Source organism: Enterobacter sp. CRENT-193 (assembly GCF_002787395.1).
Classification (GTDB): domain Bacteria; phylum Pseudomonadota; class Gammaproteobacteria; order Enterobacterales; family Enterobacteriaceae; genus Enterobacter; species Enterobacter hormaechei_C.
Genome location: NZ_CP024812.1, coordinates 976,579 through 1,002,978, shown reverse-complemented (window position 1 = coordinate 1,002,978; position 26,400 = coordinate 976,579). Strand labels below are relative to the sequence as shown.

Annotated in this window: 22 protein-coding genes; 14 read left to right on the top strand and 8 right to left on the bottom strand. The window is 56.8% G+C overall.

Annotation, left to right across the window (positions count from 1 at the left end):
* Positions 1-14 precede the first annotated feature (14 nt).
* On the top strand, positions 15-1,193 hold the full coding sequence (gene xylR, locus CU081_RS04930) for a D-xylose utilization transcriptional activator XylR (RefSeq protein WP_003860152.1): 1,179 nt from the start codon (positions 15-17) through the stop codon (positions 1,191-1,193).
* A 35-nt stretch (positions 1,194-1,228) separates the two neighbouring features.
* Here the strand turns inward: xylR and CU081_RS04925 are convergent, their stop codons facing one another.
* The gene (locus CU081_RS04925; protein ID WP_022652025.1) at positions 1,229-2,053 is read right to left on the bottom strand and encodes a protein bax; all 825 of its coding nucleotides are present in this window, start codon (positions 2,051-2,053) and stop codon (positions 1,229-1,231) included.
* A 314-nt stretch (positions 2,054-2,367) separates the two neighbouring features.
* Between CU081_RS04925 and CU081_RS04915 the strand changes: the two genes are divergently transcribed.
* Positions 2,368-4,398 (top strand): alpha-amylase, encoded by a 2,031-nt coding sequence (locus tag CU081_RS04915; protein ID WP_022652026.1) that lies wholly within the window; start codon positions 2,368-2,370, stop codon positions 4,396-4,398.
* 191 nt (positions 4,399-4,589) lie between these two features.
* Positions 4,590-5,843 carry a valine--pyruvate transaminase gene (gene avtA, locus CU081_RS04910; protein ID WP_015572749.1) on the top strand — a complete coding sequence of 418 codons (1,254 nt, stop codon included), beginning with the start codon at positions 4,590-4,592 and terminating at the stop codon, positions 5,841-5,843.
* A gap of 7 nt (positions 5,844-5,850) precedes the next feature.
* On the opposite strand, the gene CU081_RS04905 is transcribed toward avtA, so the two are convergent.
* Both CU081_RS04905 and yiaJ read right to left on the bottom strand, forming a co-directional pair.
* Entirely contained in the window at positions 5,851-6,306 is a 456-nt protein-coding gene (locus CU081_RS04905; RefSeq protein ID WP_022652027.1) for a 4Fe-4S dicluster domain-containing protein, read from the bottom strand.
* Positions 6,307-6,309: 3 nt separating this feature from the next.
* The gene (gene yiaJ / locus CU081_RS04900; protein WP_015572751.1) at positions 6,310-7,128 is read right to left on the bottom strand and encodes an IclR family transcriptional regulator YiaJ; all 819 of its coding nucleotides are present in this window, start codon (positions 7,126-7,128) and stop codon (positions 6,310-6,312) included.
* Between the two features lie 223 nt (positions 7,129-7,351).
* Here yiaJ and yiaK point away from each other — a divergent pair, with 223 nt between their 5' ends.
* From yiaK to araD, 8 genes are all read left to right on the top strand, one after another.
* Complete coding sequence (gene yiaK, locus CU081_RS04895) at positions 7,352-8,350, top strand: 3-dehydro-L-gulonate 2-dehydrogenase (RefSeq protein WP_022652028.1); 999 nt, start codon at positions 7,352-7,354, stop codon at positions 8,348-8,350.
* Positions 8,351-8,360: 10 nt separating this feature from the next.
* Positions 8,361-8,828 (top strand): YhcH/YjgK/YiaL family protein, encoded by a 468-nt coding sequence (locus tag CU081_RS04890; RefSeq protein WP_022652029.1) that lies wholly within the window; start codon positions 8,361-8,363, stop codon positions 8,826-8,828.
* 26 nt (positions 8,829-8,854) lie between these two features.
* Positions 8,855-9,781: a DUF4862 family protein gene (locus CU081_RS04885; RefSeq protein ID WP_022652030.1), complete on the top strand. Its 927-nt coding sequence runs from the start codon at positions 8,855-8,857 to the stop codon at positions 9,779-9,781.
* A gap of 45 nt (positions 9,782-9,826) precedes the next feature.
* Complete coding sequence (locus CU081_RS04880) at positions 9,827-11,146, top strand: MFS transporter (protein ID WP_022652031.1); 1,320 nt, start codon at positions 9,827-9,829, stop codon at positions 11,144-11,146.
* A 92-nt stretch (positions 11,147-11,238) separates the two neighbouring features.
* Complete coding sequence (locus CU081_RS04875; RefSeq protein WP_022652032.1) at positions 11,239-12,744, top strand: FGGY-family carbohydrate kinase; 1,506 nt, start codon at positions 11,239-11,241, stop codon at positions 12,742-12,744.
* Positions 12,741-13,394: a 3-keto-L-gulonate-6-phosphate decarboxylase UlaD gene (ulaD, locus tag CU081_RS04870; protein ID WP_022652033.1), complete on the top strand. Its 654-nt coding sequence runs from the start codon at positions 12,741-12,743 to the stop codon at positions 13,392-13,394. Before CU081_RS04875 ends, ulaD begins: the two co-directional genes overlap by 4 nt.
* Before the next feature lie 2 nt (positions 13,395-13,396).
* Positions 13,397-14,257: an L-ribulose-5-phosphate 3-epimerase gene (locus tag CU081_RS04865; RefSeq protein ID WP_022652034.1), complete on the top strand. Its 861-nt coding sequence runs from the start codon at positions 13,397-13,399 to the stop codon at positions 14,255-14,257.
* Positions 14,251-14,946: an L-ribulose-5-phosphate 4-epimerase gene (gene araD / locus CU081_RS04860; protein WP_017382588.1), complete on the top strand. Its 696-nt coding sequence runs from the start codon at positions 14,251-14,253 to the stop codon at positions 14,944-14,946. Before CU081_RS04865 ends, araD begins: the two co-directional genes overlap by 7 nt.
* On the opposite strand, the gene CU081_RS04855 is transcribed toward araD, so the two are convergent.
* On the bottom strand, positions 14,947-15,765 hold the full coding sequence (locus tag CU081_RS04855; RefSeq protein ID WP_022652035.1) for an AraC family transcriptional regulator: 819 nt from the start codon (positions 15,763-15,765) through the stop codon (positions 14,947-14,949).
* 226 nt (positions 15,766-15,991) lie between these two features.
* Here CU081_RS04855 and CU081_RS04850 point away from each other — a divergent pair, with 226 nt between their 5' ends.
* Both CU081_RS04850 and CU081_RS04845 read left to right on the top strand, forming a co-directional pair.
* Positions 15,992-17,392, top strand: coding sequence for an MFS transporter (locus tag CU081_RS04850; RefSeq protein WP_022652036.1), 1,401 nt, complete (start codon positions 15,992-15,994; stop codon positions 17,390-17,392).
* 10 nt (positions 17,393-17,402) lie between these two features.
* The gene (locus tag CU081_RS04845) at positions 17,403-19,352 is read left to right on the top strand and encodes a glycoside hydrolase family 127 protein (protein ID WP_039269132.1); all 1,950 of its coding nucleotides are present in this window, start codon (positions 17,403-17,405) and stop codon (positions 19,350-19,352) included.
* A 137-nt stretch (positions 19,353-19,489) separates the two neighbouring features.
* Here the strand turns inward: CU081_RS04845 and aldB are convergent, their stop codons facing one another.
* Positions 19,490-21,028: an aldehyde dehydrogenase AldB gene (gene aldB, locus CU081_RS04840; RefSeq protein ID WP_022652038.1), complete on the bottom strand. Its 1,539-nt coding sequence runs from the start codon at positions 21,026-21,028 to the stop codon at positions 19,490-19,492.
* Positions 21,029-21,194: 166 nt separating this feature from the next.
* Here aldB and CU081_RS04835 point away from each other — a divergent pair, with 166 nt between their 5' ends.
* A complete protein-coding gene (locus CU081_RS04835) occupies positions 21,195-22,079 on the top strand; it encodes an ROK family protein (protein ID WP_003860164.1) in 885 nt (294 codons plus the stop codon).
* A gap of 3 nt (positions 22,080-22,082) precedes the next feature.
* Here CU081_RS04835 and selB read toward each other — a convergent pair whose 3' ends face one another.
* The 3 genes from selB to CU081_RS04820 all read right to left on the bottom strand — a co-directional run bounded on the left by selB (position 22,083) and on the right by CU081_RS04820 (position 26,015).
* Positions 22,083-23,921 carry a selenocysteine-specific translation elongation factor gene (gene selB, locus CU081_RS04830; RefSeq protein WP_022652039.1) on the bottom strand — a complete coding sequence of 613 codons (1,839 nt, stop codon included), beginning with the start codon at positions 23,919-23,921 and terminating at the stop codon, positions 22,083-22,085.
* Entirely contained in the window at positions 23,918-25,303 is a 1,386-nt protein-coding gene (selA, locus tag CU081_RS04825; protein ID WP_022652040.1) for an L-seryl-tRNA(Sec) selenium transferase, read from the bottom strand. Before selA ends, selB begins: the two co-directional genes overlap by 4 nt.
* Before the next feature lie 103 nt (positions 25,304-25,406).
* Entirely contained in the window at positions 25,407-26,015 is a 609-nt protein-coding gene (locus CU081_RS04820) for a glutathione S-transferase (protein WP_015572763.1), read from the bottom strand.
* Positions 26,016-26,400: the final 385 nt, after the last annotated feature.

Below are 26,400 nucleotides of genomic sequence, written 5' to 3'. Positions count from 1 at the left end.
TTGGGAAATAAGCCATGTTTGAAAAGCGTCACCGCATTACGTTGTTATTCAATGCCAACAAAGCCTATGACCGGCAGGTGGTTGAAGGGGTTGGCGAATATTTGCAGGCGTCGCAATCCGAATGGGATATTTTCATCGAAGAAGATTTCCGTACCCGTCTGGAGAACATCAAAGACTGGCTGGGCGACGGGGTCATCGCTGACTTTGACGACCCCGTGATTGAACAGTTGCTGAGTGGCGTTGACGTGCCTATCGTGGGCGTTGGCGGCTCTTATCATACACCGGAACATTATCCTCCCGTTCACTACATCGCCACGGATAACCATGCTCTGGTCGAGACCGCCTTCCTCCATTTAAAGGAGAAAGGCGTCCATCGTTTTGCGTTTTACGGATTGCCCGCCACGAGCGGAAAGCGCTGGGCGATGGAGCGTGAGTATGCCTTCTGCCAGCTGGTTGCCCAGGAGAAGTATCGCGGCGTCGTTTATCAGGGGCTGGAAACCGCGCCAGAAAACTGGCAGCACGCACAAAATCGTCTGGCTGACTGGCTGCAAACGCTGCCGCCCCAGACAGGGATTATCGCCGTGACGGACGCCCGCGCCCGCCACGTATTACAGGTGTGCGAACATTTGCATATTCCGGTGCCTGAAAAGCTGTGCGTGATTGGTATTGATAACGAAGAGCTTACGCGCTATCTGTCGCGCGTGGCGCTCTCATCCGTGGCTCAGGGTACCCGTCAGATGGGCTATCAGGCCGCAAAGCTGCTGCACAGACTGTTAGACAACGAATCCCTGCCGCTCCAGCGTCTGCTGGTTCCTCCCGTTCGCGTGGTCGAACGTCGCTCAACTGACTACCGCTCATTAAACGATCCGGCCGTGATTCAGGCGATGCACTACATTCGCAATCATGCCTGCAAAGGGATTAAGGTCGATCAGGTGCTCGATTCGGTCGGCATATCACGTTCGAATCTGGAGAAGCGGTTTAAAGAGGAAGTGGGTGAGACGATCCACGCCGTGATCCATGCGGAAAAGCTGGAGAAAGCGCGCAGTCTGCTGATCTCCACCTCGCTGTCGATCAACGAGATTTCACAGATGTGTGGCTATCCGTCGCTTCAGTATTTCTATTCGGTGTTCAGGAAAGAGTATGACACCACGCCGAAGGAGTACCGTGAACGGTACAGTGAAGTCCTGCTCTAGAAAAAAGAACGCCTTCCAGTGGAAGGCGTTTTTCATTACATATGTGCGGCAATCAGACGCTGGTTATCCTGGTACATGGAGAACAGGTAATTGTTATAACGCTGTCCCTGAGTGGAATAACCTTTCAGCTTATGGATCATCGCCGTGGCCGTCACTTCCTGATCCGCCTTACGCAGCTGAGCGCGTGACTTACGGAACGAGGAATAGGCCGGGTGGGTGTTCAGGTTCACCACGTAGGCATTCACGGAATCTTTCACCGATTCAAACTGTGAATAGCCCTTCACCTTGCCGGGCGCGTTAGTACAACGACCTTTTACGCATTTCATGCCAAACAGATTGTTGTTGTTGCGCGCCAGCTTCGAGGTGCCCCAACCGCTTTCGGCGGCGGCCATTGTCGCGACCATACTGCCTGGAATGATGTCCACACGTTCTAACAGTGAGTTCCAAGGCACGCGACGCGTGTTCCCGCTCCACTTCACTTTATAGCGTTTGGCGATATCTTTAAGGCGAGTGCGCTCAGACGGCGACCAGCGGCTGTCGTACTGTTTGGAGATCAGCCAGTTACGATCCGCAGTAATCGCGGCATTTTGGCTTTTAATGTAAGGCATTACCGTCCGGAGAAACGCTTTTTTCCTTGGTGTCCCGGAAGGGTATTTTCGCAAATCAGGAAGTGAACTACTCTTTGCACTATTGCGAGAATACTCTTGTTTACTGCTAACCTTACTGCTTGTCGTCTTTATTACGTGGGCTTTCTTACTCGTTGTATCCGTGTGCGTCTTTGCAAGCACCTCACCTGAAAATGCCATGGTGAGTAACATGAGTATCGCGGCCCCATATCGTCGAATGGGAGTCGATATCATTAGGTCTCCTGGTCGGATATAAACATTCCAACACCTTATTTTCTTCAAAAATTTGAGAGCGGAATCTCAAATCGTACCAAAAATAGTCTTCAAGAGCACGTCTATAAATAGTCCAATTCCGAAACTATGTCATCCGGAACATGCTCATTAAAGCATCAACGCTGGAAAAATGTGCGCGATATCGCAGATAACTGCCTAATTTTGCGCGGGATCACTCATCCCTTCGCGTCCTCCTTGCAGAAAGCCGTAGAGGAGGAGTTTTTCCCCTGAGCCGAATGGCACACTGGTCAAAAATGCCGCGACAGGAAAATGGAATGAAACGCACTGCATTAGCTGTTCTGATGTTACCCGCATTCGCGCATGCCGACTGGTCATCGCCGGGATTTAACGCGTTTAGCGCTGAAGGTACCGGCGTCTTTACCAGCCAGGCAACGCTTGCGAAGGGTACCCGCCCGCTGACGTTGAGTCTTGACAACGCGTGCTGGCAGCCGACAGGTGCCATTAAGCTCAACGAAATGCTGTCGCTCAAACCGTGCGAAGGCACCCCACCGCAGTGGCGGTTATTCCGTGACGGCGTTTATCAGATGCGTATTGATACGCGCTCGGGAACGCCGACGCTGATGTTGACGGTGCAAAGTGCGGCGCCACAGCCTGTCGCAAACGTCACCCGCCAGTGCCCGAAGTGGGACGGCAAACCGCTGACGATCGACGTCGTTAACACCTTCCCGGAAGGCACGGTGGTGCGTGATTTTTACAGTAAACAGACCGCGACCGTTCAAAATGGCAAAGTGACTCTTCAGCCAGCCGCCAACAGCAATGGCCTGCTGCTGCTTGAGCGCGCCGAGACGGACAAACCCGCGCCGTTCAGCTGGCAAAACGCCACCGTCTATTTCGTGCTGACCGATCGCTTCGTGAATGGCGACCCCACCAACGACAACAGCTATGGCCGTCATAAAGACGGTATGCAGGAGATTGGTACTTTCCACGGCGGCGATCTGAAAGGGCTTACCAGCAAACTGGATTACCTTCAGCAGCTGGGCGTGAATGCGCTCTGGATAAGCTCGCCGCTGGAGCAGATCCACGGCTGGGTTGGCGGCGGCACCAAAGGGGATTTCCCCCACTACGCCTATCACGGCTATTACACTCAGGACTGGACGAAACTCGACGCCAACATGGGCAACGAAGATGATTTACGCCAGCTTGTCGACGACGCGCACAGGCGCGGTATCCGCGTCCTGTTTGACATTGTCATGAACCACGCGGGTTATGCGACGCTTGCAGATATGCAGGAGTATCAGTTTGGCGCGCTCTATTTGCAGGGCGATGAGCTGAAAAAAACCCTCGGCGAGCGCTGGACTGACTGGAAGCCAGGAGCGGGGCAAAGCTGGCACAGCTTCAACGATTACATCAACTTCAGTGACAAAGCCGCATGGGAAAAATGGTGGGGTAAAAAATGGATCCGTACCGATATCGGTGATTACGACAACCCGGGCTTTGACGATCTGACCATGTCGCTGGCCTTCCTGCCTGATCTGAAAACGGAATCTAAGATCCCGTCAGGTTTGCCGAACTTTTATCAACACAAGCCCGACACCAACGCGAAAGTGATGACGAATTTCACGCCGCGAGATTACCTGACTCACTGGCTTAGCCAGTGGGTACGTGACTACGGCATCGACGGTTTCCGGGTCGATACCGCTAAGCACGTTGAGCCTGAAGCCTGGCTGCAACTGAAAAACCAGGCCAGCCAGGCGCTGGCCGCGTGGAAAGCCGCCAACCCGGACAAAAAACTCGACGATGCGCCATTCTGGATGACCGGTGAATCCTGGGGCCACGGCGTGATGCAGAGCGATTATTACCGCCACGGCTTCGATGCGATGATCAATTTTGACTATCAGGAGCAGGCGGCAAAAGCGGTGGACTGCCTGGCCGATATGGATTTGACCTGGCAGCAAATGGCAGAAAAGCTGCAAAGTTTTAATGTGCTGAGCTATCTCTCCTCCCATGATACGCGTCTGTTCCGTGAAGGAGGCCAGCGCGCCGCTGAGTTACTGCTGCTGGCACCGGGAAGCGTGCAGATCTATTACGGCGATGAATCAGAGCGTCCTTTCGGCCCGACGGGCTCCGATCCGCTACAGGGAACCCGTTCGGATATGAACTGGCAGGACGTCACGGGTAAACAGGCGTTAACTGTCGCCCACTGGCAGCTTCTGGGGCAGTTCCGCGCCCGTCATCCGGCGGTGGGTGAAGGCAAGCAAACAACGCTGTCGATGAAAGAAGGCTACGGCTTTGTGCGCGAGCACAAGGGCGATAAGGTGATGGTGGTGTGGGCGGGTAATCAATAGACCCCCTCACCCTAACCCTCTCCCCAAAGGGGAGAGGCCTGGGGTGAGGGGCATTCACCAGAACAATTCACCACACAAATACAAACCCGCCACATAAAACAACAAATCCGACCACATCCGCCGATTTGCACCAACACGGTGCTGGCGTTATGGTTACTGCCTTTCATATTAAGCCCGACAGATCACCTGCTATGACGTTTTCACTTTTCGGCGACAAATTTACCCGCCATTCAGGCATTACCCGCCTGATGGAGGACCTCAACGACGGGCTGCGCACCCCAGGCGCTATCATGCTTGGCGGCGGAAACCCGGCTCAAATTCCGGAGATGAACACCTACTTCCAGACGCTGCTGGCAGAGATGCTGGAAAACGGTAAAGCAACCGATGCGCTATGTAATTACGACGGCCCTCAGGGTAAAACAGAACTACTGACGCTTCTGGCGGCAATGCTGCGGGAAGCGCTGGGTTGGGATATCGAACCACAGAATATTGCACTGACAAACGGCAGTCAGAGCGCGTTTTTCTACTTATTCAATCTGTTCGCCGGACGCCGCGCCGACGGCACCACGAAAAAAGTGCTGTTCCCGCTGGCACCGGAGTATATTGGCTATGCCGATGCCGGCCTCGAAGAAGACCTGTTTGTTTCCGCACGTCCGAATATCGAGTTGCTGCCAGAGGGCCAGTTCAAATATCACGTCGATTTTGAACATCTGCATATCGGTGAAGAGACGGGCATGATCTGCGTATCTCGTCCCACCAACCCGACGGGGAACGTGATCACCGACGACGAGCTGATGAAGCTGGATGCGCTGGCGAATCAGCACGGCATCCCGCTGGTGATCGATAACGCCTATGGCGTACCGTTCCCGGGGATCATCTTCAGCGAAGCGCGTCCGCTATGGAACCCGAATATCATCCTCTGCATGAGCCTCTCCAAGCTGGGCCTGCCGGGCAGCCGTTGCGGCATTATCATTGCTAACGAGAAAATCATCACCGCCATTACCAACATGAACGGCATTATCAGCCTTTCGCCTGGCGGCATCGGCCCGGCGATGATGTGCGAGATGATCAGGCGTAACGACCTGCTGCGCCTGTCGAATGAGGTGATTAAGCCGTTTTACTCTCAGCGCGTTCAGGAAACTATAGCCATCCTTCGCCGCTACTTACCGGAAGAACGCTGCCTGATCCATAAACCGGAAGGGGCAATTTTCCTGTGGCTGTGGTTTAAGGATCTGCCCATTACGACAGAGCTGCTTTATCAGCGTCTGAAAAAACGTGGCGTACTGATGGTGCCAGGGGATTACTTCTTCCCGGGGCTGGATAAGCCGTGGCCGCACACGCACCAGTGCATGCGTATGAACTACGTCCCGGACCCGGAAAAAATCGAAGCGGGTGTGAAAATTCTCGCCGAAGAGATTGAGAACGCCTGGCGCGAGGCCGGTTAATAAAACCTCAGGCCATATTACGCAGCCGTTCCGCGCGTAAGCTGGCGGGGTCTATGCAGCGCAGCGCGTGGGTGGGACAGGCTTCGACGCAGGCGGGACCGCCCTCGCGATGCGCGCACAAATCACATTTCAGCGCCTGAACGCGATCTTCCACGACCCGAACCTGCATTGCCCCGAACGGGCACGCCACCATACAGCTTTTGCAGCCGATACAGCGCGATTGCTTAACGAGCCAGGCTCCCGCAGCGCGGTGAATGGCCCCCGTCGGGCAGACATTCGCGCAGGGCGCATCTTCACACTGGTGGCAGCCCACTGCCGTGGTGAAGGTTTCCCCCTTAACCACGCGGATCCGTGACGTAAACGCTACTGGCGTGGCGCTGCTTTGATGCGACATCATGCACGCTACCTCACAGGTACGACACCCGATACATTTTTCAGGATCCGCCAGGATAAATTGGTTCATCAGTTACGCCTCGCGCACGTTAAACCCCAGTTCTTTCGAGATAGCTTCCGCCGTGTCACGCAGCGGTTTTAGCAAGTTTTTCTCACCCACCTGCTTCATGCGCGACGTCGACAGCGAAATGGAGATGGCATAGGGTACGCGCCCGTGAATATCAAAGACCGGCACGGCGATACATGACACACCCAGCTCGTTCTCTTCTTTATCCATCGCCATACTGTGATCGCGAATTTCCGCCAGCTCATCATACATCGCGCTCAGTTCGGTGATGGTGTTGCGGGTCAAAGGTTGGATCTGTTCCTGGTGGCTTTCCCAGTAGCTCGCCACGTAATCCTGATGACCAAACGCCATATAGATTTTGCCCATTGCAGAACAATAGAGCGGCATATGCTGGCCGATATATGCGCGCGTGCGCAGCATACCGGTTGTCGGCTCAAGCTTATAAATCAGGATCGCGTGATCATCTTCACGGCTGGAGAAGTTGACCGTTTCGCCGGTGGCAATGTTCAGCGCCTCGAGGTGCGGCGCCGCCACGTGAATAATATTGAGAGATGAAAGTGCCTTTTGCCCGACGGCGATAAATTTGGTGGTCAAACGATAGCTCCCTGCCGCCGGCGCTGGCGTCACGTACCCGCACGACTGCAACCCCTGCAATAACCGGTGCACGGTACTTTTATTCAGCCCCGCCAGTTCTGATAAATGCGCAAGCGGACACCCGTTCGGATAGTTACTGAGGATTTCAATCAGCATCAGGCCGCGAAACAAGCTCTGGCTACCTGCTGGCCTCTCTTTTTCTTGCGTCATTTCGCTCTCTTTTATGCTCATCCAATAGCTCCTGTTTATTGCGCCCTGATGGTAGCGCAAAGTGTGTTTTAGTTCACGATCTCAACAGAAAAAACACAACCATTTGATTTTAATCGATTTGAAAAACGTGAATGTCGTTGATCTGACAAAATTTGATCGTTATATTTGAAATCATATTTCGCATAGTGAAATTTAGTGATAAAAAAGCACTCGCACTTGCCCCTAAAAAAACAGGAGAACAGGGATGAAAGTGACCTTCGAAGAGTTGAAAGCGGCGTTCAATCGGGTTCTGCTCGATCGCGGTGTAAAAGCGGATACCGCTGACGCCTGCGCCGAGATGTTCGCCCGCACCACGGAGTCCGGCGTTTATTCACACGGCGTCAACCGCTTCCCGCGATTTATTCAGCAGCTTGACGCAGGCGACATCATCCCTGACGCCCAGCCGAAACGCGTAACGACATTAGGCGCCATCGAACAGTGGGATGCGCAGCGTTCCATCGGCAACCTGACGGCGAAGAAGATGATGGACCGTGCTACTGAGCTGGCGTCCGATCACGGGATCGGCCTGGTGGCGCTGCGTAACGCGAACCACTGGATGCGCGGCGGCAGCTACGGCTGGCAGGCGGCGGAGAAAGGCTATATCGGCATCTGCTGGACCAACTCTATTGCCGTGATGCCCGCGTGGGGATCAAAAGAATGCTGCATCGGCACAAACCCGCTGATCGTCGCTATCCCGTCGAATCCAATCACCATGGTCGATATGTCGATGTCGATGTTCTCCTACGGCATGCTGGAGGTGAATCGCCTGGCCGGACGCGAATTACCGGTCGACGGCGGCTTTGACGATGAAGGCAATCTGACCAGAGAGCCGGGCGTGATTGAGAAAAACCGTCGCATTCTGCCCATGGGCTACTGGAAAGGTTCTGGCTTATCGATTGTGCTCGACATGATCGCCACCCTGCTCTCTGACGGCGCGTCCGTTGCGGAAGTGACCCAGGACAACAGCGACGAATACGGCGTATCGCAGATCTTTATCGCCGTCGAAGTGGATCGCCTGATCGACGGTCCAACCCGCGATGCCAAACTACAGCGCATCATGGACTTCATCACCACCGCAGAACGCGCTGATGAAAATGTCGCCGTCCGTCTGCCTGGACATGAATTTACTCGCCTGCTGGAAGAAAACCGCCGGGACGGCATCACCATCGACGACAGCGTGTGGGCGAAAATCCAGTCTCTGTAAGGAGTGGGTCATGATATTCGGACATATTGCACAGCCAAATCCATGTCGCCTGCCGCTGGCGATAGAAAAGGCGCTTAATTTTCTGCGTACCACGAATTTCACCACCCTGGCACCGGGCGTGATCGAAATTGAAGGCCGCAACATTTTTGCCCAGGTTCTCGACCTCACCACAAAGGAGCAGCACGAGAACCGCCCTGAAGTCCATCGCCGCTATCTGGATATCCAGTTTCTGGCCTGGGGTGAAGAAAAAATCGGTATTGCTATTGATACCGGGAATAACAAAATCAGCGAATCATTGCTGGAGCAACGGGATATTATTTTTTATCACGACAGTGAACACGAGTCGTTTATCGAAATGATACCTGGCAGTTACGCCATATTTTTCCCGCAGGATGTTCACCGTCCTGCCTGTATTAAAAACAAGGGATCCGCAATTCGTAAAATTGTGGTGAAAGTGGCCATCAGCGAATTAGATTAATTTTCTGATAAATACAGGAATGCGAAATGACCAACACCGGTTTTATTATTGGTGCGTACCCCTGCGCACCCTCGTTTCACCAGAAAGGGGAGCAGGAAGAATACACCTTCTGGCGGGAACTTTCCGACACGCCAAATATTCGCGGGCTGGAACAACCTTGCCTTGAAAATCTCCATCCGTTTGGTGATGAATGGCTGTTTCGTCATACGCCGGGCAACTGGCAGATCGTTGTCACAGCCGTTATGGAAACCATGCGCCGCCGCGGCAGCAACGGCGCGTTTGGCCTGGCGTCCGCGGACGAAGAACAGCGTAAAGCGTGCATTGAATATTACCGCCATCTGCATCAAAAGATTGATGCCGTTAACACCCGCTTTCCCGGGAAAGTGGTCGCTCTGGAAATGCAGGCCGCACCGCAGGCGGGTAATGAATCTGTCGAGCAAGCGACAGAAGCATTCTCCCGCTCGGTACGGGAAATCGCGAGCTGGGACTGGGGCTGCGATCTGGTGCTGGAACACTGTGATGCGATGAATGGCCCGGCGCCGCGTAAAGGGTTCTTGCCCTTAGAGCAGGTGCTGGAGGTAGTGAAAGAGACCGATATCAGCGTCTGTATCAACTGGGCACGTTCGGCTATTGAAGGTCGCAACACCGCCCTTCCGCTGGAACATGTTCAGGCGGCACTCGCTGCCGGGAAACTGGGGGCGCTGATGTTTTCGGGCACGACCCCTCACGGTGAGTATGGAGAATGGCAGGATCTGCACGCGCCGTTTTCTTCGTTCTGCGCCGACAGTCTCATGTCCATTGAACATGTAAAAGCGCTGTTTACTGCGGCGAGCGCCGCAACATTGAAATTCTCCGGTATTAAATTACTGGAAATAAATGCTAATGCTGACGTCAGCCATCGCATCGCTATTTTGCGCGACGGCATTAGCGCTATGAATAAAGCATCACAATAAAAATAAAGAATACATTTTCCGGTTACCTTCACTGAGATATTAACTATGAATATTTCTTCTAATGCTCTACACGCGGACATTCCGCGTCAACGCTGGCTAAGGATCATTCCCCCTATTCTTATCGCCTGCATTATTTCCTATATGGACCGCGTAAATATAGCTTTTGCGATGCCCGGCGGTATGGATGAAGAGCTGGGCATTTCCGCCACGATGGCGGGCCTGGCGGGGGGGATCTTTTTTATCGGCTATTTGTTCCTGCAAGTTCCCGGCGGCAAAATTGCCGTGCACGGCAGCGGTAAGAAGTTTATCGGCTGGTCGCTGGTTGCCTGGGCGGTGATCTCGGTTCTGACCGGGCTTGTGACCAACCAGTATCAGCTGCTGGTGCTGCGCTTCTTACTCGGTGTGGCGGAAGGCGGGATGCTGCCCGTTGTGCTCACGATGATCAGTAACTGGTTCCCGGATGCCGAGCGCGGCCGCGCCAACGCGATTGTGATCATGTTCGTGCCCATCGCCGGGATCATCACCGCCCCGCTGTCGGGCTGGATTATTACCGCTCTCGACTGGCGCTGGCTGTTCATTATTGAAGGTCTGATGTCCGTTGTTGTGCTGGTGCTGTGGGCGTTCACCGTCTACGACCGGCCTCAGGAAGCGCGCTGGATCTCTGAGGCCGAGAAAAACTACCTGGTACAAACGCTGGCGGCAGAGCAGCAGGCCATTGCGGGTAAAGAGGTGAAAAACGCCTCGCTCAGCGCGGTGCTGTCTGACAAAACCATGTGGCAGCTGATCGCCCTCAACTTCTTCTACCAGACCGGCATTTACGGTTACACCCTCTGGCTGCCCACCATTCTGAAAGAACTGACGCACACCAGCATCGGCCAGGTGGGAATGCTCGCCATTCTGCCTTACATCGGCGCCATTGCCGGCATGTTCCTGTTCTCTTCACTCTCTGACCGCACCGGCAAGCGCAAGCTGTTTGTCTCCCTGCCATTGATTGGCTTTGCGCTCTGCATGTTCCTCTCCGTGGCGCTGAAAGAGCACACCTGGCTGGCCTATGCCGCGCTGGTGGGCTGTGGCTTCTTCCTGCAATCCGCAGCGGGCGTGTTCTGGACTATCCCGGCGCGTCTGTTCAGCGCTGAGATGGCGGGTGGCGCTCGCGGCGTGATCAATGCCCTGGGCAACCTCGGCGGGTTCTGCGGTCCTTATGCGGTAGGCGTACTGATCACCCTGTACAGCAAAGACGCAGGCGTTTACTGCCTGGCGGTTTCGCTGGCGCTGGCATCGCTGCTGGCCCTGCTGTTACCGGCGAAATGCGATGCCGGAGCAGAGCCTAATCCCACGGTGACTCCACATAAACGTGCGGCCTGATGCCCTCACCCCAGCCCTCTCCCACGGGGAGAGGGAGAAAACCGAACCGTAGGCCGGGTAAGCGAAGCACCCGGCAATTAAGCGAGAAGAAGATGAGTGAAAAAGAGCCCTTCTGGCTGGGTATCGATTGTGGCGGTACTTATCTGAAAGCCGGTTTATACAACAGTCAGGGCAAAGAAGTCTGTATTGAACGCCGCTCAGTGACCACGCTCAGCCCACGTGCCGGCTACGCCGAGCGGGATATGCACCAGCTCTGGCAGCACTGCCACATAACGGTCGCCCTGCTGCTCAAAAATTCAGGCGCTGACGGCGGTCAGATCAAAGGCGTTGGCATTTCAGCCCAGGGGAAGGGGCTGTTTTTGCTCGATAAACAGAATCGCCCCTTGGGTAACGCCATACTCTCCTCCGATCGCCGTGCGCTGGAGATCGTGCAACGCTGGCAGCAGGACGGTATACCCGAAAAGCTCTATCCGCATACTCGCCAGACGCTGTGGACGGGGCATCCGGCCTCGCTCCTGCGCTGGGTTAAAGAGAACGAGCCGCAGCGGTATCAGCAAATTGGCAGCGTGATGATGGCGCACGATTACCTGCGCTGGTGTCTGACCGGGGTCAAAGGCTGCGAAGAGAGCAACATCTCGGAATCCAATCTCTACAACATGAATACCGGGCAGTACGATCCGCAGCTCACGCGCTGGCTCGGCATCAGCGACATTGACGGTGCCCTGCCGTCCATTATCGGTTCAGCAGAAATTTGCGGGGAAATCACCGCTCAGGCAGCCGCACTGACCGGTCTCACGGCGGGTACTCCCGTCGTTGGTGGACTGTTTGATGTGGTTTCCACCGCGATCTGCGCCGGGCTGCATGACGAACATACGCTGAATGCCGTAATGGGGACCTGGGCCGTGACCAGTGGGATTGCCCACGGCATCCGCGACAACGAGCCGTTCCCCTACGTCTATGGCCGCTACGTCCATCCGCAGCAGTTCATCGTTCATGAAGCCAGCCCCACGTCGTCCGGCAACCTGGAATGGCTGACGGCCCAATGGGGCGATATGTCATTTGATGAGATTAACCACGCCGTGGCCAGCCTGCCAAAAGCTGAAAGCGATGTGTTCTTCCTGCCTTTCCTCTACGGCAGCAACGCCGGGCTGGAGATGACCAGCGGTTTCTATGGTTTGCAGGCGCTGCATACCCGCGCGCACCTCCTCCAGGCGGTTTATGAAGGGGTGGTATTCAGCCACATGACCCACCTCAACCGTATGCTCGAACGCTTTTCCCATGTGCAGGCCCTGCGCGTGACGGGCGGCCCCACCCATTCGGACGTGTGGATGCAGATGCTCGCGGACGTCAGCGGCCTGGCGATTGAACTCCCGCAGGTGGAAGAGACCGGCTGTTCCGGTGCGGCGCTGGCCGCGCTCGTCGGTACAGGTCTCTATCCTGATTTTTACGCCGCTCAGCGCGCCCTCAGGCATGACATCCGGATGATTGAACCTGACATGCGTGCCCATGCCGCCTACCAGCGCAAATATCACCGTTACCAGCTACTGATTTCAGCATTACAGGGCTATCACGCCCGTGTTAAGGAGTACGACCTATGAGCCGACCATTATTGCAGCTGGCGCTCGACCACACCTCGCTTCAGGCCGCGCAGCGCGATGTCGCGACGCTTTCCGAGCACGTCGACATCGTCGAAGCTGGCACCATTTTGTGCCTGACCGAAGGGCTAAACGCCGTTCGCGCCCTGCGTGCGCAGTGTCCGGATAAAATTATCGTGGCGGACTGGAAAGTCGCCGATGCCGGAGAAACGCTGGCTGAACAGGCGTTTGGCGCAGGCGCAAACTGGATGACCATCATCTGTGCCGCCCCGCTGGCCACCGTTGAACGTGGCCACGAGGTCGCACTGCGCGGCGGCGGCGAGATCCAGATGGAGCTGTTTGGCAACTGGACGCTGGACGACGCGCGCGCGTGGCACCGCATCGGGGTGAAGCAGGCGATATACCACCGCGGGCGCGACGCACAGGCCAGCGGCCAGCAGTGGGGCGAGGCGGATCTCAGCAAAATGAAGGCGCTGTCCGATATCGGGCTACAGCTTTCCATCACTGGCGGTATCACCCCCGCTGACCTGCCGCTGTTTAAGCAGATCAACGTCAAAGCCTTCATTGCCGGTCGCGCGCTGGCTGGCGCCGATAATCCGCCGCAGGTGGCACAGGCATTCCATTCGCAAATCCGCGACATCTGGGGAGAGTAACCATGCGTCAGCATCCGTTAGGCATTTACGAAAAAGCGCTGCCAAAAGATCTCTCCTGGCCGGAGCGCCTGGTTCTGGCAAAAAGCTGCGGCTTCGATTTTGTGGAGATGTCGGTGGATGAGACCGACGAGCGTTTATCGCGCCTTGAATGGAGTACCACGCAGCGCGCCTCTCTGGTGGAAGCGATGCTGGAGACCGGCGTGGCGATCCCGTCGATGTGCTTGTCTGCCCACCGTCGCTTCCCGTTTGGCAGCCGCGAAGAAATCGTGCGCGAACGTGCCCGCGAGATCATGACCAAAGCCATCCGGCTGGCCCGTGATTTGGGTATTCGCACCATCCAGCTTGCGGGTTATGACGTGTACTACGAGGAGCATGACGAGGGCACGCAACAGCGCTTTGCCGAAGGGCTGGCGTGGGCCGTGGAGCAGGCTGCCGCCGCACAGGTAATGCTGGCGGTAGAGATCATGGACACCGCGTTTATGAACTCCATCAGCAAGTGGAAAAAGTGGGACGACATGCTCGCCTCGCCGTGGTTCAGCGTTTACCCGGACGTCGGCAACCTGAGCGCGTGGGGCAACGACGTCACCGCCGAGCTGACGCTGGGCATTGACCGCATCGCCGCTATCCACCTGAAAGATACCCGGCCCGTAACCGAAAAAAGCCCCGGCCAGTTCCGCGACGTGCCGTTTGGCGAGGGCTGCGTCGATTTCGTTGGCGTGTTTAACACGCTGAATCAACTTAACTATCGCGGCGCATTTCTGATTGAAATGTGGACCGAGAAAGCCAAAGAGCCGGTGCTGGAGATCATCCAGGCGCGCCGCTGGATTGAAGCCCGAATGCAGGAAGGAGGCATGACATGTTAGAACAACTCAAAGCCGAGGTGCTGGCGGCAAATCTCGCCCTGCCCGCCCACCAGCTGGTGACGTTCACCTGGGGCAACGTCAGCGCTGTTGACCGTGACAGCGGCATGATGGTGATCAAACCATCCGGCGTGGAGTACGACGTGATGACCGCAGAAGATATGGTGGTGGTAAATATCGCCACGGGTAAAGTGGTCGAGGGGAGTAAAAAACCCTCCTCCGACACCCCGACCCATCTCGCGCTGTATCGTCGTTACCCGGAAATTGGCGGCATTGTGCATACCCATTCCCGCCACGCCACCATCTGGTCGCAGGCGGGGCAGGATTTACCCGCGTGGGGCACAACGCACGCGGACTATTTCTACGGTGCGATCCCCTGCACGCGGCTGATGACCCCGGCTGAAATCGCGGGTGAATATGAATACCAGACGGGGGAAGTCATTATCAAAACCTTCGAGGAGCGCGACATAAGCCCGATGCAGGTCCCGGCGGTGCTGGTTCATTCTCACGGCCCGTTTGCCTGGGGCAAAGACGCTGCCGATGCGGTACACAATGCCGTGGTGCTGGAAGAGTGCGCCTATATGGGGCTTTTCTCACGCCAGCTTGCACCACAGCTTCCGGTTATGCAGCAGGAATTGCTGGATAAGCATTACCTGCGCAAGCATGGCGCAAATGCCTATTACGGCCAGTGATCATCCAGAATTAATATGCTCTTTACAGTACCGCCGTTTCCAGACGGCGGGCGTTAACCCGGTATGTTTCGAGAATATTTGCCGGAAATAACCCACGTCATTAAAACCGCACCGGGCGGCCACTTCAGTTAATGAGGCCGCATCGTTCAGCAGCAGTTTTTCAGCGGCCCTGACGCGCTGGCGGTGAATTGCCTCCGTCAGGGTTAAATGAAACGTCCGGCGAAATACTCGCCCCAGATAATCGGCGTTGCAGTGCAGCTCTTTCGCCAGCTGTGAAGTGGACAGGGGCAAATGAAAGTGCGTGCGGATAAGCTGCTTGGCCTTCCACGCCATTGCTGCGCCCGCATCATCCGCTTTATCTTCATATCCCGGCGAGAGCGATATCTGCTGCAAAATTAACAGCAAAATTATCTCCAGCGCCTGGCTACGCTGTAATTTTTCCTGCTCGCTTAAAAACTGACGGAATAACGCAATAACATATTGCGGATCCCGCACGCTACAGTGTTGCTCAATCGACAGCGGCGTCGCGCCTGGCAACACCGGCAAGCGTTCATCCACCTCAAAATGCAGCCAGTAAAATTTGAGATCGTCCGGAAAATCTTCCACGCCGACATGCCGTCGCTTCGGCCAAAGTAATAAACTCTCGCCAGCGTTTACCTCAAACAGCGTATTTTCCTCCTGGATCGTTAATGTCCCTTTTTCGACAAAAATTATCTCCCACGAAGATAATTTTCGTGCGGGATGACGGCCCACGCCCCGGGAGATAAATAACCCGCCATTTTGAACCCTGATCGGAAGTGCTATGGATAATTCAAGCATGGATATTCATTTTTCCGCTTTTATGGTGGCTAATATTGTCTTTATCCCTTGATTATTAATAAATATCAGCAGAACGGCTCGATCAAACTCACAGTTTTATCATCAGGTCGGAATTGTCACCTTTTTATACTTTTCCCTTCCCTTGTTGGTCTGCCCGTTGAATGCAGAATAAATGGGGTACCTTGCACAAATACGATAAAAAAATCGTTTATCGAGGAGTTACCCCATGACTTCCACACCGATTACAGACGCAGAAGTTGCAAAACAGGCAGCCGATGAACGGCTGTCAGTCCGCGAGAAAATTGGCTACGGCCTGGGCGACGCGGGCGGCACGGTAATTACCTGCCTGATCATGAACTTCCTGACCTTTTTCTATACCGATGTATTTGGCCTGACGCCCGCGCTGGTGGGCACGCTGTTTATTGCCCTTCGGGTATTTGACGCGATTTCCGATCCGGTGATGGGCGTGATTGCCGACCGCACGCAGAGCCGCTGGGGGCGTTTTCGTCCGTGGCAGCTGTGGGTCGCGCTTCCTATCGGGATCGTCGGCGTGCTGACCTTCACCGTCCCGGACGCCAGCATGGGCGTGAAAATCGCCTGGGCGTTCGGCACCTATCTGTTGCTTTCAGTGGGCTATACCGCCATCAACGTGCCGTATTGCGCGCTGATCAACACCATGACCACCCGCCACAACGAGGTTATATCCTGCCAGTCCTGGCGCTTCGTACTGTGCGGCGTGGCGGGCTTTCTGGTCTCCGTTGGCCTGCCGTGGCTGGTGTCAGAGCTGGGACAGGGCAATACCGCCCGGGGTTATCAGTTGGGCGTTGGCGTGCTGTGCGCCATCGCTGTGGTGATGTTCCTGTGCTGCTTCTTCTGGGTGCGCGAGCGCGTCCCGCTTGCGCTGATGGGTAAATTCACCCTGCGCGAGCACCTGGCTGGCCTGCGGAAAAACGATCAGCTGCTGCTGATGCTGGTGATGTCGTTTCTGCTGATCAACGTCTTCAATATTCGCGGCGGCGGATACATGTATTTCATCACCTACGTGCTTCAGGGCAGCACGGCGTACACCTCGCTGTTTTTCACCATGGTGACCTTTGCTGCCATTCTGGGCGCGGTGATCGTCAGCCCGCTGTCGCGGCGGATTGATACCGTCAAACTCTACTACTACACCAACCTGGTACTTGCTGCGCTTGCGGTGGGAATGTGGTTCCTGCCGGGTGGCCCGGCGCACCAGACGCTCTGGCTGATCGTGATTTTAAGTAACGGCGTGATCCTGGGCTTCACCCTGCCGCTGCACTTCTCACTGATGGCCTTTGCCGATGATTACGGCGAATGGAAAACCGGCGTGCGCTCCTCGGGGATGAACTTCGCCTTCAATCTGTTTTTCATCAAGCTCGCGTGGGCATCCAGCGCCGGGATCATCAGCCTGGTGTTTATTGCCGTGGCCTATCAGCCAGGCGCGGGTAACCAGACGCCCGCCTCATTGCAGGGCATCACCGCCATGGAGACGCTGCTCCCTGCCCTTTTCCACCTGCTGCTGGCGGTCGCTATCCGCTGGTGCAGGCTTAACAATCCCGTGATGTCGCGCATTGCCACCGTTTTGCGCCAGCGTCATGTACAGTCCTGAGGAGAACGATATGACCATAATGGAAGCCGACCTGCATCAGCTGAAAATCAACGACCCGTTTCTTGGTCAGTACCAACGGCTGGTCCGCGATGTGGTGATCCCCTACCAGTGGGATGCGCTTAACGATCGCGTGGCAGAGGCCGAACCCAGCCACGCCATCGCCAACTTCCGCATCGCGGCCGGTCTGGAACAGGGGGAGTTCTACGGGATGGTCTTTCAGGACAGCGACGTGGCGAAATGGCTCGAAGCCGTGGCGTGGTCGCTGTGCCAGAAGCCGGATGCTGAACTGGAAAAAACCGCCGACGAGGTGATCGAGCTGGTCGCAGCGGCGCAGTGTGAAGATGGCTATCTCAATACCTATTTCACGGTGAAAGCACCGGCCGAGCGCTGGACCAATCTGGCCGAATGCCACGAACTGTACTGCGCCGGGCATATGATTGAAGCGGGTGTGGCGTATTTCCAGGGAACCGGAAAGCACCGCCTGCTGGACGTGGTGTGCAGGCTGGCGGATCATATCGACAGCGTGTTTGGCCCGGGCGAAAACCAGCTGCACGGCTATCCGGGCCACCCGGAAATCGAGCTGGCGCTGATGCGGCTGTACGACGTCACGCAGGAGCCACGCTATCTCAATCTGGTGAAATACTTTATTGAGGAACGCGGCGCGCAGCCTCACTTCTACGATATCGAATACGAGAAGCGCGGCAGAACGTCATACTGGAACACCTATGGCCCGGCGTGGATGGTCAAGGACAAAGCCTACAGCCAGGCGCATCTGCCCCTTGCCGCACAACAAACGGCCATCGGCCACGCCGTGCGTTTTGTCTATCTGATGGCGGGCATGGCGCATCTGGCGCGCCTGAGCAACGACGAGGGGAAACGTCAGGATTGCCTGCGGCTGTGGAACAACATGGCACAGCGCCAGCTGTACATCACCGGCGGGATTGGCTCCCAAAGCAGCGGCGAGGCGTTCAGCAGCGATTACGATCTGCCCAACGATACGGTCTACGCCGAAAGCTGCGCCTCCATCGGCCTGATGATGTTTGCCCGCCGGATGCTGGAGATGGAGGCGGACGGCCACTACGCCGACGTGATGGAGCGCGCGCTGTACAACACGGTGCTGGGCGGCATGGCGCTGGACGGTAAGCATTTCTTTTATGTGAATCCGCTGGAAGTGCACCCGAAAACCCTGGCCTTTAACCATATCTATGACCACGTCAAACCGGTGCGCCAGCGCTGGTTCGGCTGCGCCTGTTGCCCGCCGAATATTGCGCGCGTGCTGACCTCGCTGGGGCACTACATTTATACCGTTCGCCCGGACGCGCTGTTGATCAACCTGTACGTGGGGAACGACGTCGCCATTCCGGTTGGGGATAACATCCTCCAGCTGCGGATTAACGGGAACTATCCGTGGCATGAGCAGGTGAAAATCGAGATTACCTCACCAGTTCCGGTGACTCACACGCTGGCCCTGAGGCTGCCGGACTGGTGTGCGGAACCGGCTGTTTCGCTCAATGGTCAGGCCATTACAGGCGAGGTCTCCCGTGGATACTTATACCTCAACCGCAGCTGGCAGGAAGGCGACACGCTGACGCTGACGTTACCGATGCCGGTCCGCCGCGTGTACGGCAACCCGCAGGTGCGCCAGCAGGCGGGGAAAGTCGCATTGCAGCGTGGGCCGCTGATTTACTGCCTGGAAGAAGCCGATAACGGCGCAAATCTGCATAACCTTTCTTTGCCCCAGGACAGCGCGTTTCGGGTATTTGAAGGCAAAGGCATTTTCGCGCACAAGATGCTGATACAGGCAGAAGGGATCGGGTGTCAGGCGAAGGACACTGATGCCCTGTGGCAGTACGACCACTCACCGGTAGAACGTCAGCCCCGGACGCTGACCTTTATTCCGTGGTTCAGCTGGGCAAACCGGGGGGAAGGGGAAATGCGGATATGGGTGGATGAAAGCTGAATAACTGCGGCCTGTTGCCCTCACCCCAGCCCTCTCCCACGGGAGAGGGAGTAAAAAGTAGGCCGGGTAAGGCGAAGCCGCCACCCGGCTTTAACCCGGCTCAGGCCACCCCACCCGGGACGGCCTGAGCCCGGAGATTAAAACAACCCCAGCGGTTTATCGGAGTAGCTGACCAACAGACATTTCGTTTGCTGGTAGTGCTCCAGCATCATCTTATGGGTTTCACGCCCGATGCCCGACTGCTTGTAGCCGCCAAACGCCGCATGAGCCGGATAGGCGTGATAGCAGTTTGTCCATACGCGTCCGGCCTGAATGCCCCGGCCCATTTTATAGGCCAGATTACCGTTACGGCTCCAGACGCCCGCCCCCAGGCCATACTGCGTGTCGTTGGCGAGCTCCAGCGCCTCGTCCATGGTTTTAAACGTGGTGACGGCCAGCACCGGTCCAAAAATTTCCTCCTGGAAAACGCGCATGTTGTTCTTACCGAACAGGATAGTCGGCTCAAGGTAGTAGCCCTCCTGCAAATCGCCGCCCAGCACCTTACGACGACCGCCGGTCAACACATCGGCCCCCTCTTTTTTACCGATATCAATATAGTTGAGGATGGTTTCCAGCTGGCCATGCGATACCTGCGCCCCCATCTGGGTAACGTTATCCAGCGGATTACCGCTGCGAATCGACTCCACGCGCCGGATCGCCCGCTCCATAAAGCGCTCATAAATGGATTCCTGCACCAGCGCGCGGCTCGGACAGGTGCAGACTTCGCCCTGGTTAAACGCGAACAGCGCAAACCCTTCCAGCGCTTTGTCGAAGAAGGCGTCCTCTTCGTCCATCACGTCGGCAAAGAAGATGTTCGGCGATTTGCCGCCCAGCTCGAGCGTGACCGGAATGATGTTCTGGGTCGCGTACTGCATGATCTGCTGGCCCACTTCCGTTGAGCCGGTGAACGCCACTTTGGCGATACGTTTTGAGGTAGCCAGATATTCGCCGATCTCTCCCCCGGCCCCGTTGACCACGTTAATGACCCCCGGCGGCAACAGGTCGCCAATCACCTCCATAAGCAGCAGTACCGAAAGCGGCGTTAAGCGAGCGGGTTTCAGCACAACGCAGTTACCCGCCGCCAGCGCGGGCGCCATTTTCCAGCTAGCCATCAGCAGCGGGAAGTTCCACGGAATAATTTGCCCCACCACGCCGAGCGGCTCGTGGAAGTGATACGCCACGGTATCTTTGTCAACTTCACTTATTCCCCCCTCCTGGGCACGAATGCAGGACGCAAAATAGCGGAAATGGTCAATCGCCAGCGGCACGTCCGCCACCATGGTTTCCCGGATCGGCTTGCCGTTGTCCCACGTTTCTGCGGTCGCCAGCAGCTCCAGATTCTGCTCCATCCGATCGGCGATTTTGAACAAAATGGCCGCTCTGTCCTGAACGGACGTTTGTCCCCACTTATCTTTCGCCTTATGCGCCGCATCCAGCGCTAAATCGATATCCCGCTTGCCCGAACTGGCAATTTCACACAACGGCTGGCCGGTAACGGGCGTCAGGTTGGAATAGTATTCACCGTCGACGGGCGCCACCCAGTCGCCGCCAATAAAGTTGTCATAGCGGGGCTTCAGCTTAAGGGGAAAACCATACTCGCCTGGCTGGATACGCGATGAGGGAGGATTGTTTGTCATGACCGTCTCCTTGCAGTAGGTGTACAACAAGGGTAGTTCCGGCTGGTGGTTTTCTCGCCTGTCGGTAACGGGTTTACGAGCCGTATCACGGATTACCGTACTTTACGTTTCGTTTCTGCCGCCAGAGCCATACTTAATAGCTCAGGGGCTCATGAGGAACGATGCAATGCAGCTATTTATCGGCTTTGACGTGGGCGGAACCCACATCAAACACGGCGTGATTAACGAAAACGGCGAAGAACTGACATCCGATGAATATGATACGCCTGACGATGAAAGCACCTTCAAACAGAAGTGGAAAGCGGTGGTGGATAAGTACCGCCAGGAGCATGAGATCGTCGGCATCGGCGTGAGTTTTCCGGGCCACATCAATCACCATACCGGCGAAGCGGCCAAGGCCGGGGCGCTGGATTACCTTGACGGTGAAAACCTGTGCGAGCTTTTCGCACAGCTGACCGATCTCCCCGTAACAACCGAAAATGACGCCAACTGCGCGGCGCTGGGCGAACGCTGGCAGGGCGCCGGCAAGGACTATGAGCATTTTGTCTGCATCACCATCGGCACCGGCATCGGCGGCGGTATCGTCATGGAGGGCGATCTCTACCGTGGGTCGCACTACCGGGCGGGTGAGTTTGGCGTGCTGCCCGTTGGCAACAACGGCGAGCCGATGCACGAAGTGGCGTCAGCCAGCGGCCTGATGAAAGCCTGCCGCCGCGCGCTGGCCGTGTCGGAAGATGAGATGCCTGACGGTGAGGAGCTGTTTAAACGCATGGACAGCGACGTGCATCTGCGTGAGGCCATAGAAGAGTGGGCGCATTTCCTCTCGCGCGGCATCTACAGCGTGATCTCCATGTTTGATCCGCAGGCGGTGCTGATTGGCGGCGGCATTAGCGAGCAGGAGAAAATCTATCTCCTGCTGGATAAATACCTACAGCGATTCGAGGAGTGGGAGGCGCTCCGGGTGCCCATCCTTCCCTGCGAGCTGGGTAACCAGGCGGGAAGGCTGGGCGCGGTCTGGCTGGCTAAGCAGAAACAGGCGCGCAGCGCTTAACGCTTACGGAAATAACTGCGCGTCGCGTAGCACATGGTCATTGCCACGACGACGCGTAAACCCGATGCGGTTGAAATACTCCAGGATCTGAATCGCCAGTTTGCGTCCCACATTCAGCCGATCGCGGAAGTCTGCGGCGCAGGTTGATCCGCGCGCCTGATCCAGCTCCCGGATCAGGTTCGCAAACGCTACGATCCGATCGTTGCGGTAATAACGATCTTTCACGATCGCCACAATCATCCCCTGCTGTGCCGCATGGCGCAGTACCTGACGCATCAGCTGCTCATCGGTATTGGTTTCACGCGCCAGATCGCGCACCCACCACGGTTCATCGCCAAACAGCGCCGCCACTTTTTGCCAGACCGCGTCCTGCTCAGCGGTAAAACCGGCCTTGTGTTCCGGCAGGTGTAGCCAGCCGTGATGACTTGCAATAACGCCGCTTTCACGCATGTTTTCAATCAGCAACAGCACCAGCGCGTCGTCTTCCATGGGCAACGCCATGCGCCGCAGACGTTCACGGCCCGGGCCGGGCTCATCCTGATGCTGTTCATGGTAGGTCGCCAGCGTGCTCAGCACTTTGCGCTGCCAGCGCGCCGCCACCGGCGCGTTCAGCAGGCTGTTCCCGGCCTGAATAAAACCTGGCTCCTGCGTCAGAAGACGCAATCCTTCGCCGCTGAGCTGGCGCGCCCAGGCGAACGCCGCCAGATCCACCGCGCCACGCTCAAGGTGGATATCTAACGCAGACTTATCATCGCGGGTCTGGGCCAGCGCGGCCAGCCACTGTAAATACTCGGGCTTACGTTTGCCGCGACGGGGCGGATCCAGCATGACCACGCGCGCGCCCGCCAGCGTTTCCCGCGCCGAAATATCGCGCAGAACCAGGCGGTCGTTATTCGCCAGCCAGAGCGGGGAGTCGAACACCAGTTCGGCGAGATCGTTTTCCAGCAGCGACACGCGTCCGGTGATGTGGCTGGCCGCGTGGTGGATATGCAGCGGCTGCCACTGGGTCAGCGGCGTATGGGTCTGGAGAGAAACGATAATCCGTTCAGAGGGCTCCGGCGGCGCGTCGGCCAGCAGCCAGTCGCCGCGGTTAAGCTGGTCTTTTTCGGCATCACCGGCAATATTCAGCGCGATACGCTGCCCGGCGTGGGCCTGTTCCACCGGCTGGTTTTGCGCATGAAGCCCGCGCACGCGCATCGGTTTGTTCACGCCCGTGAGCCACAGGGTATCGCCCACGTGCACTTCCCCGCTCAGCGCGGTACCGGTCACCACCAGCCCAGCCCCTTTCACGGTAAACGCCCTGTCGATCGCCAGACGGAAGCGGTGATGGCTGGCCTGTTCACGAGACGGGATCTGCTGCAAATGGTTGCGAAGAGCATCGATACCGCGGCCTTCTGTCGCTACGGTGACAAACAGTGCGGCATCCTTAAAACCGTATTCACTCAGCGCCGCCAGCACCTCTTGACGCACCTCGTCGATACGCGCCTCCTCCACACGGTCCGCTTTAGTGAGGGCGACGGTCAACTGCGGGTTTCCCGTCAGCTGGAGGATCGCCAGATGCTCGCGCGTTTGCGCCATCACCCCGTCATCGCACGCGACCACCAGCAGAGCGTGATCGATCCCGCCCACGCCCGCGAGCATATTGGAAAGAAACTTCTCGTGGCCGGGCACGTCGATAAAGCCCAGCACGCGACCGTCGGGCTGCGGCCAGTAGGCGTAACCCAGGTCAATGGTCATGCCGCGCTTTTTCTCTTCCGGCAGGCGATCGGCATTCACGCCCGTAATGGCCTGCAATAACGTGGTTTTGCCGTGGTCAACGTGACCGGCGGTGGCAATAATCATTTCAACATCATCTCCAGAAACCGCACTTCATCTTCCAGACAGCGTAAATCCAGCCACATGCGCCCGTCACCGATCCGGCCAATCACCGGCGTCGGTAATGCGCGCCAGCGCGCCGACAGCGCCTCAAGCTGGCTTCCGCGTCCGTCGCGCGGGGTGAACGTCAGCGCTTCGCTCGGTAACCTGTCCACCGGCAGCGAGCCGCTGCCAATTTGCGACAGGCAAGGCTCGATACGAACTTCAAACTCAGGGTAATGAGGAGCAACCTGCGGCAGTAGCGCTTCCGCCTGCGCGCGAACAGAGGCCGCATCACGGCTCAGCAAACGCAACGTGGGCAGGCGGTCAGCCAGTTTCTCCGGGTGGAGATAGAGCCGCAGCGTGGCTTCCAGCGCGGCCAGCGTCATTTTATCGGCACGCAGGGCGCGCTTCAGCGGATGCTGCTGTAGCTGCGCAATCAGCTCGCGCCTGCCGACGATAATACCCGCCTGCGGCCCGCCCAGCAGTTTATCGCCAGAGAAACTGACCAGGCTTACGCCCGCGGCAACCATTTCCTGCACCATTGGCTCTTTTGGCAGACCATACTGGCGCATATCCACCAGCGACCCACTGCCAAGATCGGCAATCACCGGCACGTTTAGCTCGCGCCCGATGGCGGCCAGTTCAGCCTCTTCCACCGTTTTGGTGAAACCCTCAATGTGGTAATTGCTGGTATGCACTTTCATCAGCAGGGCGGTGTTTTCATTCACCGCCGCGCGATAATCTTTTGCATGGGTACGGTTAGTTGTGCCCACTTCATGCAGCGTGCAGCCCGCCTGCCGCATGACGTCCGGAATACGAAACGCCCCGCCGATCTCCACCAGCTCGCCGCGAGAGACGACAACCTCTTTTCCGCTTGCGGTGGCCGCCAGCATTAACAGCACCGCCGCCGCGTTGTTATTCACAATGCAGGCATCTTCCGCGCCGGTGATCTGGCAGAGAAGATCCGCCAGCGCGCGATCGCGATGTCCGCGCCCGGCGCCGTCCAGATCGTACTCCAGCGTCACCGGCGAGCGCATGGCCCGGGTGACGGCCTCTATTGCCTCTTCTGCCTGCTGTGCCCGGCCCAGATTGGTGTGCAGAACCGTGCCTGTCAGGTTAATAACCGGGCGCAACGCGCTTTGCGCGTGCTTGCTCAACCTCCTTTCAACTTCCTGCGCCCATGCCTCGCACCAGCCGGGTAGCGCGTTCTCAGCCTGAATATGGCGACGCGCATCGTCCTGAAGCTGGCGTAGCATGTCGACCGTTGCAGTATGGCCAAACTGCTCCAGCACCGCAGTGATGCGCGGGTCACGAAGCAGACGATCGGTAGCGGGGATCTGGCTGTAGAGGGAATGATGAGTAGTCATGAATGCGCCTGGCGAGTAAATATCTTCCCCCCTCCCGACGGGAGAGGGAGTTAACATGTGGGGGGATTGTACCGCCTCCCGCCAGGAAGTGTTATAACCCGCATCAAGCCTTTGGCGGTTCAGTCCGGGCGAAACTTTCGCGCTGGAAGAGCGTCTCCGCCAGTTTGACCAGCAGCGGACGATCTACGCACCAGCCCGGCGAGACGCGGCGGAAATTGAGGTAGCCGATGGCGCAGGCGATGGCGATCGTCGCCAGATTCAGGCTATCGCTCTGAATTTTCCCGTCGCGGATCAGCTGTTCGCACATATCCAGGCTGCGGCTGATTTTTTCGCGCTGGCGCAGCAGCTCATTTTCTGACTGCTGGGCGGCGGGCCTTGCCTGCTCGCGTACGGACGTTAATGCCGCATCCATAATGCCATCCGCCAGGGCTTCAATTTGCTTCATCGCCAGCGCTGCTTTTGGATCCGCCGGCAGCATGGCCGGCGCAACGCCAAGCAGCTCGATGTACTCCGCAATGATCGGGGAATCAAACCAGTAGTCGCCCTCGTCCGTTACCAGGGCCGGGACTTTCCCCAGCGGGTTGTACTGCGCAACGCCGTTCTCAGCGTTGTAGGGTTGTTCATTTACGAATTCAAATTCAATCCCTTTCTCCAGCAGGAGAATCGAAATCTTACGCACGAAAGGACTTGTATAACTGCCGATGAGTTTCATTGCTTATCCTTAATGCCCACAAAGAGGTCAGTATGGATCAAGCCGTGGTAAAAGACAGGTGTGCGTATCGCATTCCTGTCGTGAGGGGATACGGGAGAAATCTGCATAAAAATATTTTGTGAATCAAATCACAATCTGAAAACAAACAGCCAACTTAACATTGTGATATTAATCACAAAAACCCGCCCATTTTGGCGTAATTCTGAACGATGTATTTTTTTTACACACTCATTATGTGATCGCGATCACTTCATTAATATCCTCACCCCCTACATTCATGTGATTCAGATCACACAAAATTTCGCTGTCTGGACAGTTGAACGATTCAGTGCCAGATTTCACAGCATCAGAACAGGGCCCGGCTACCTCTGCCGCCGCACATTAA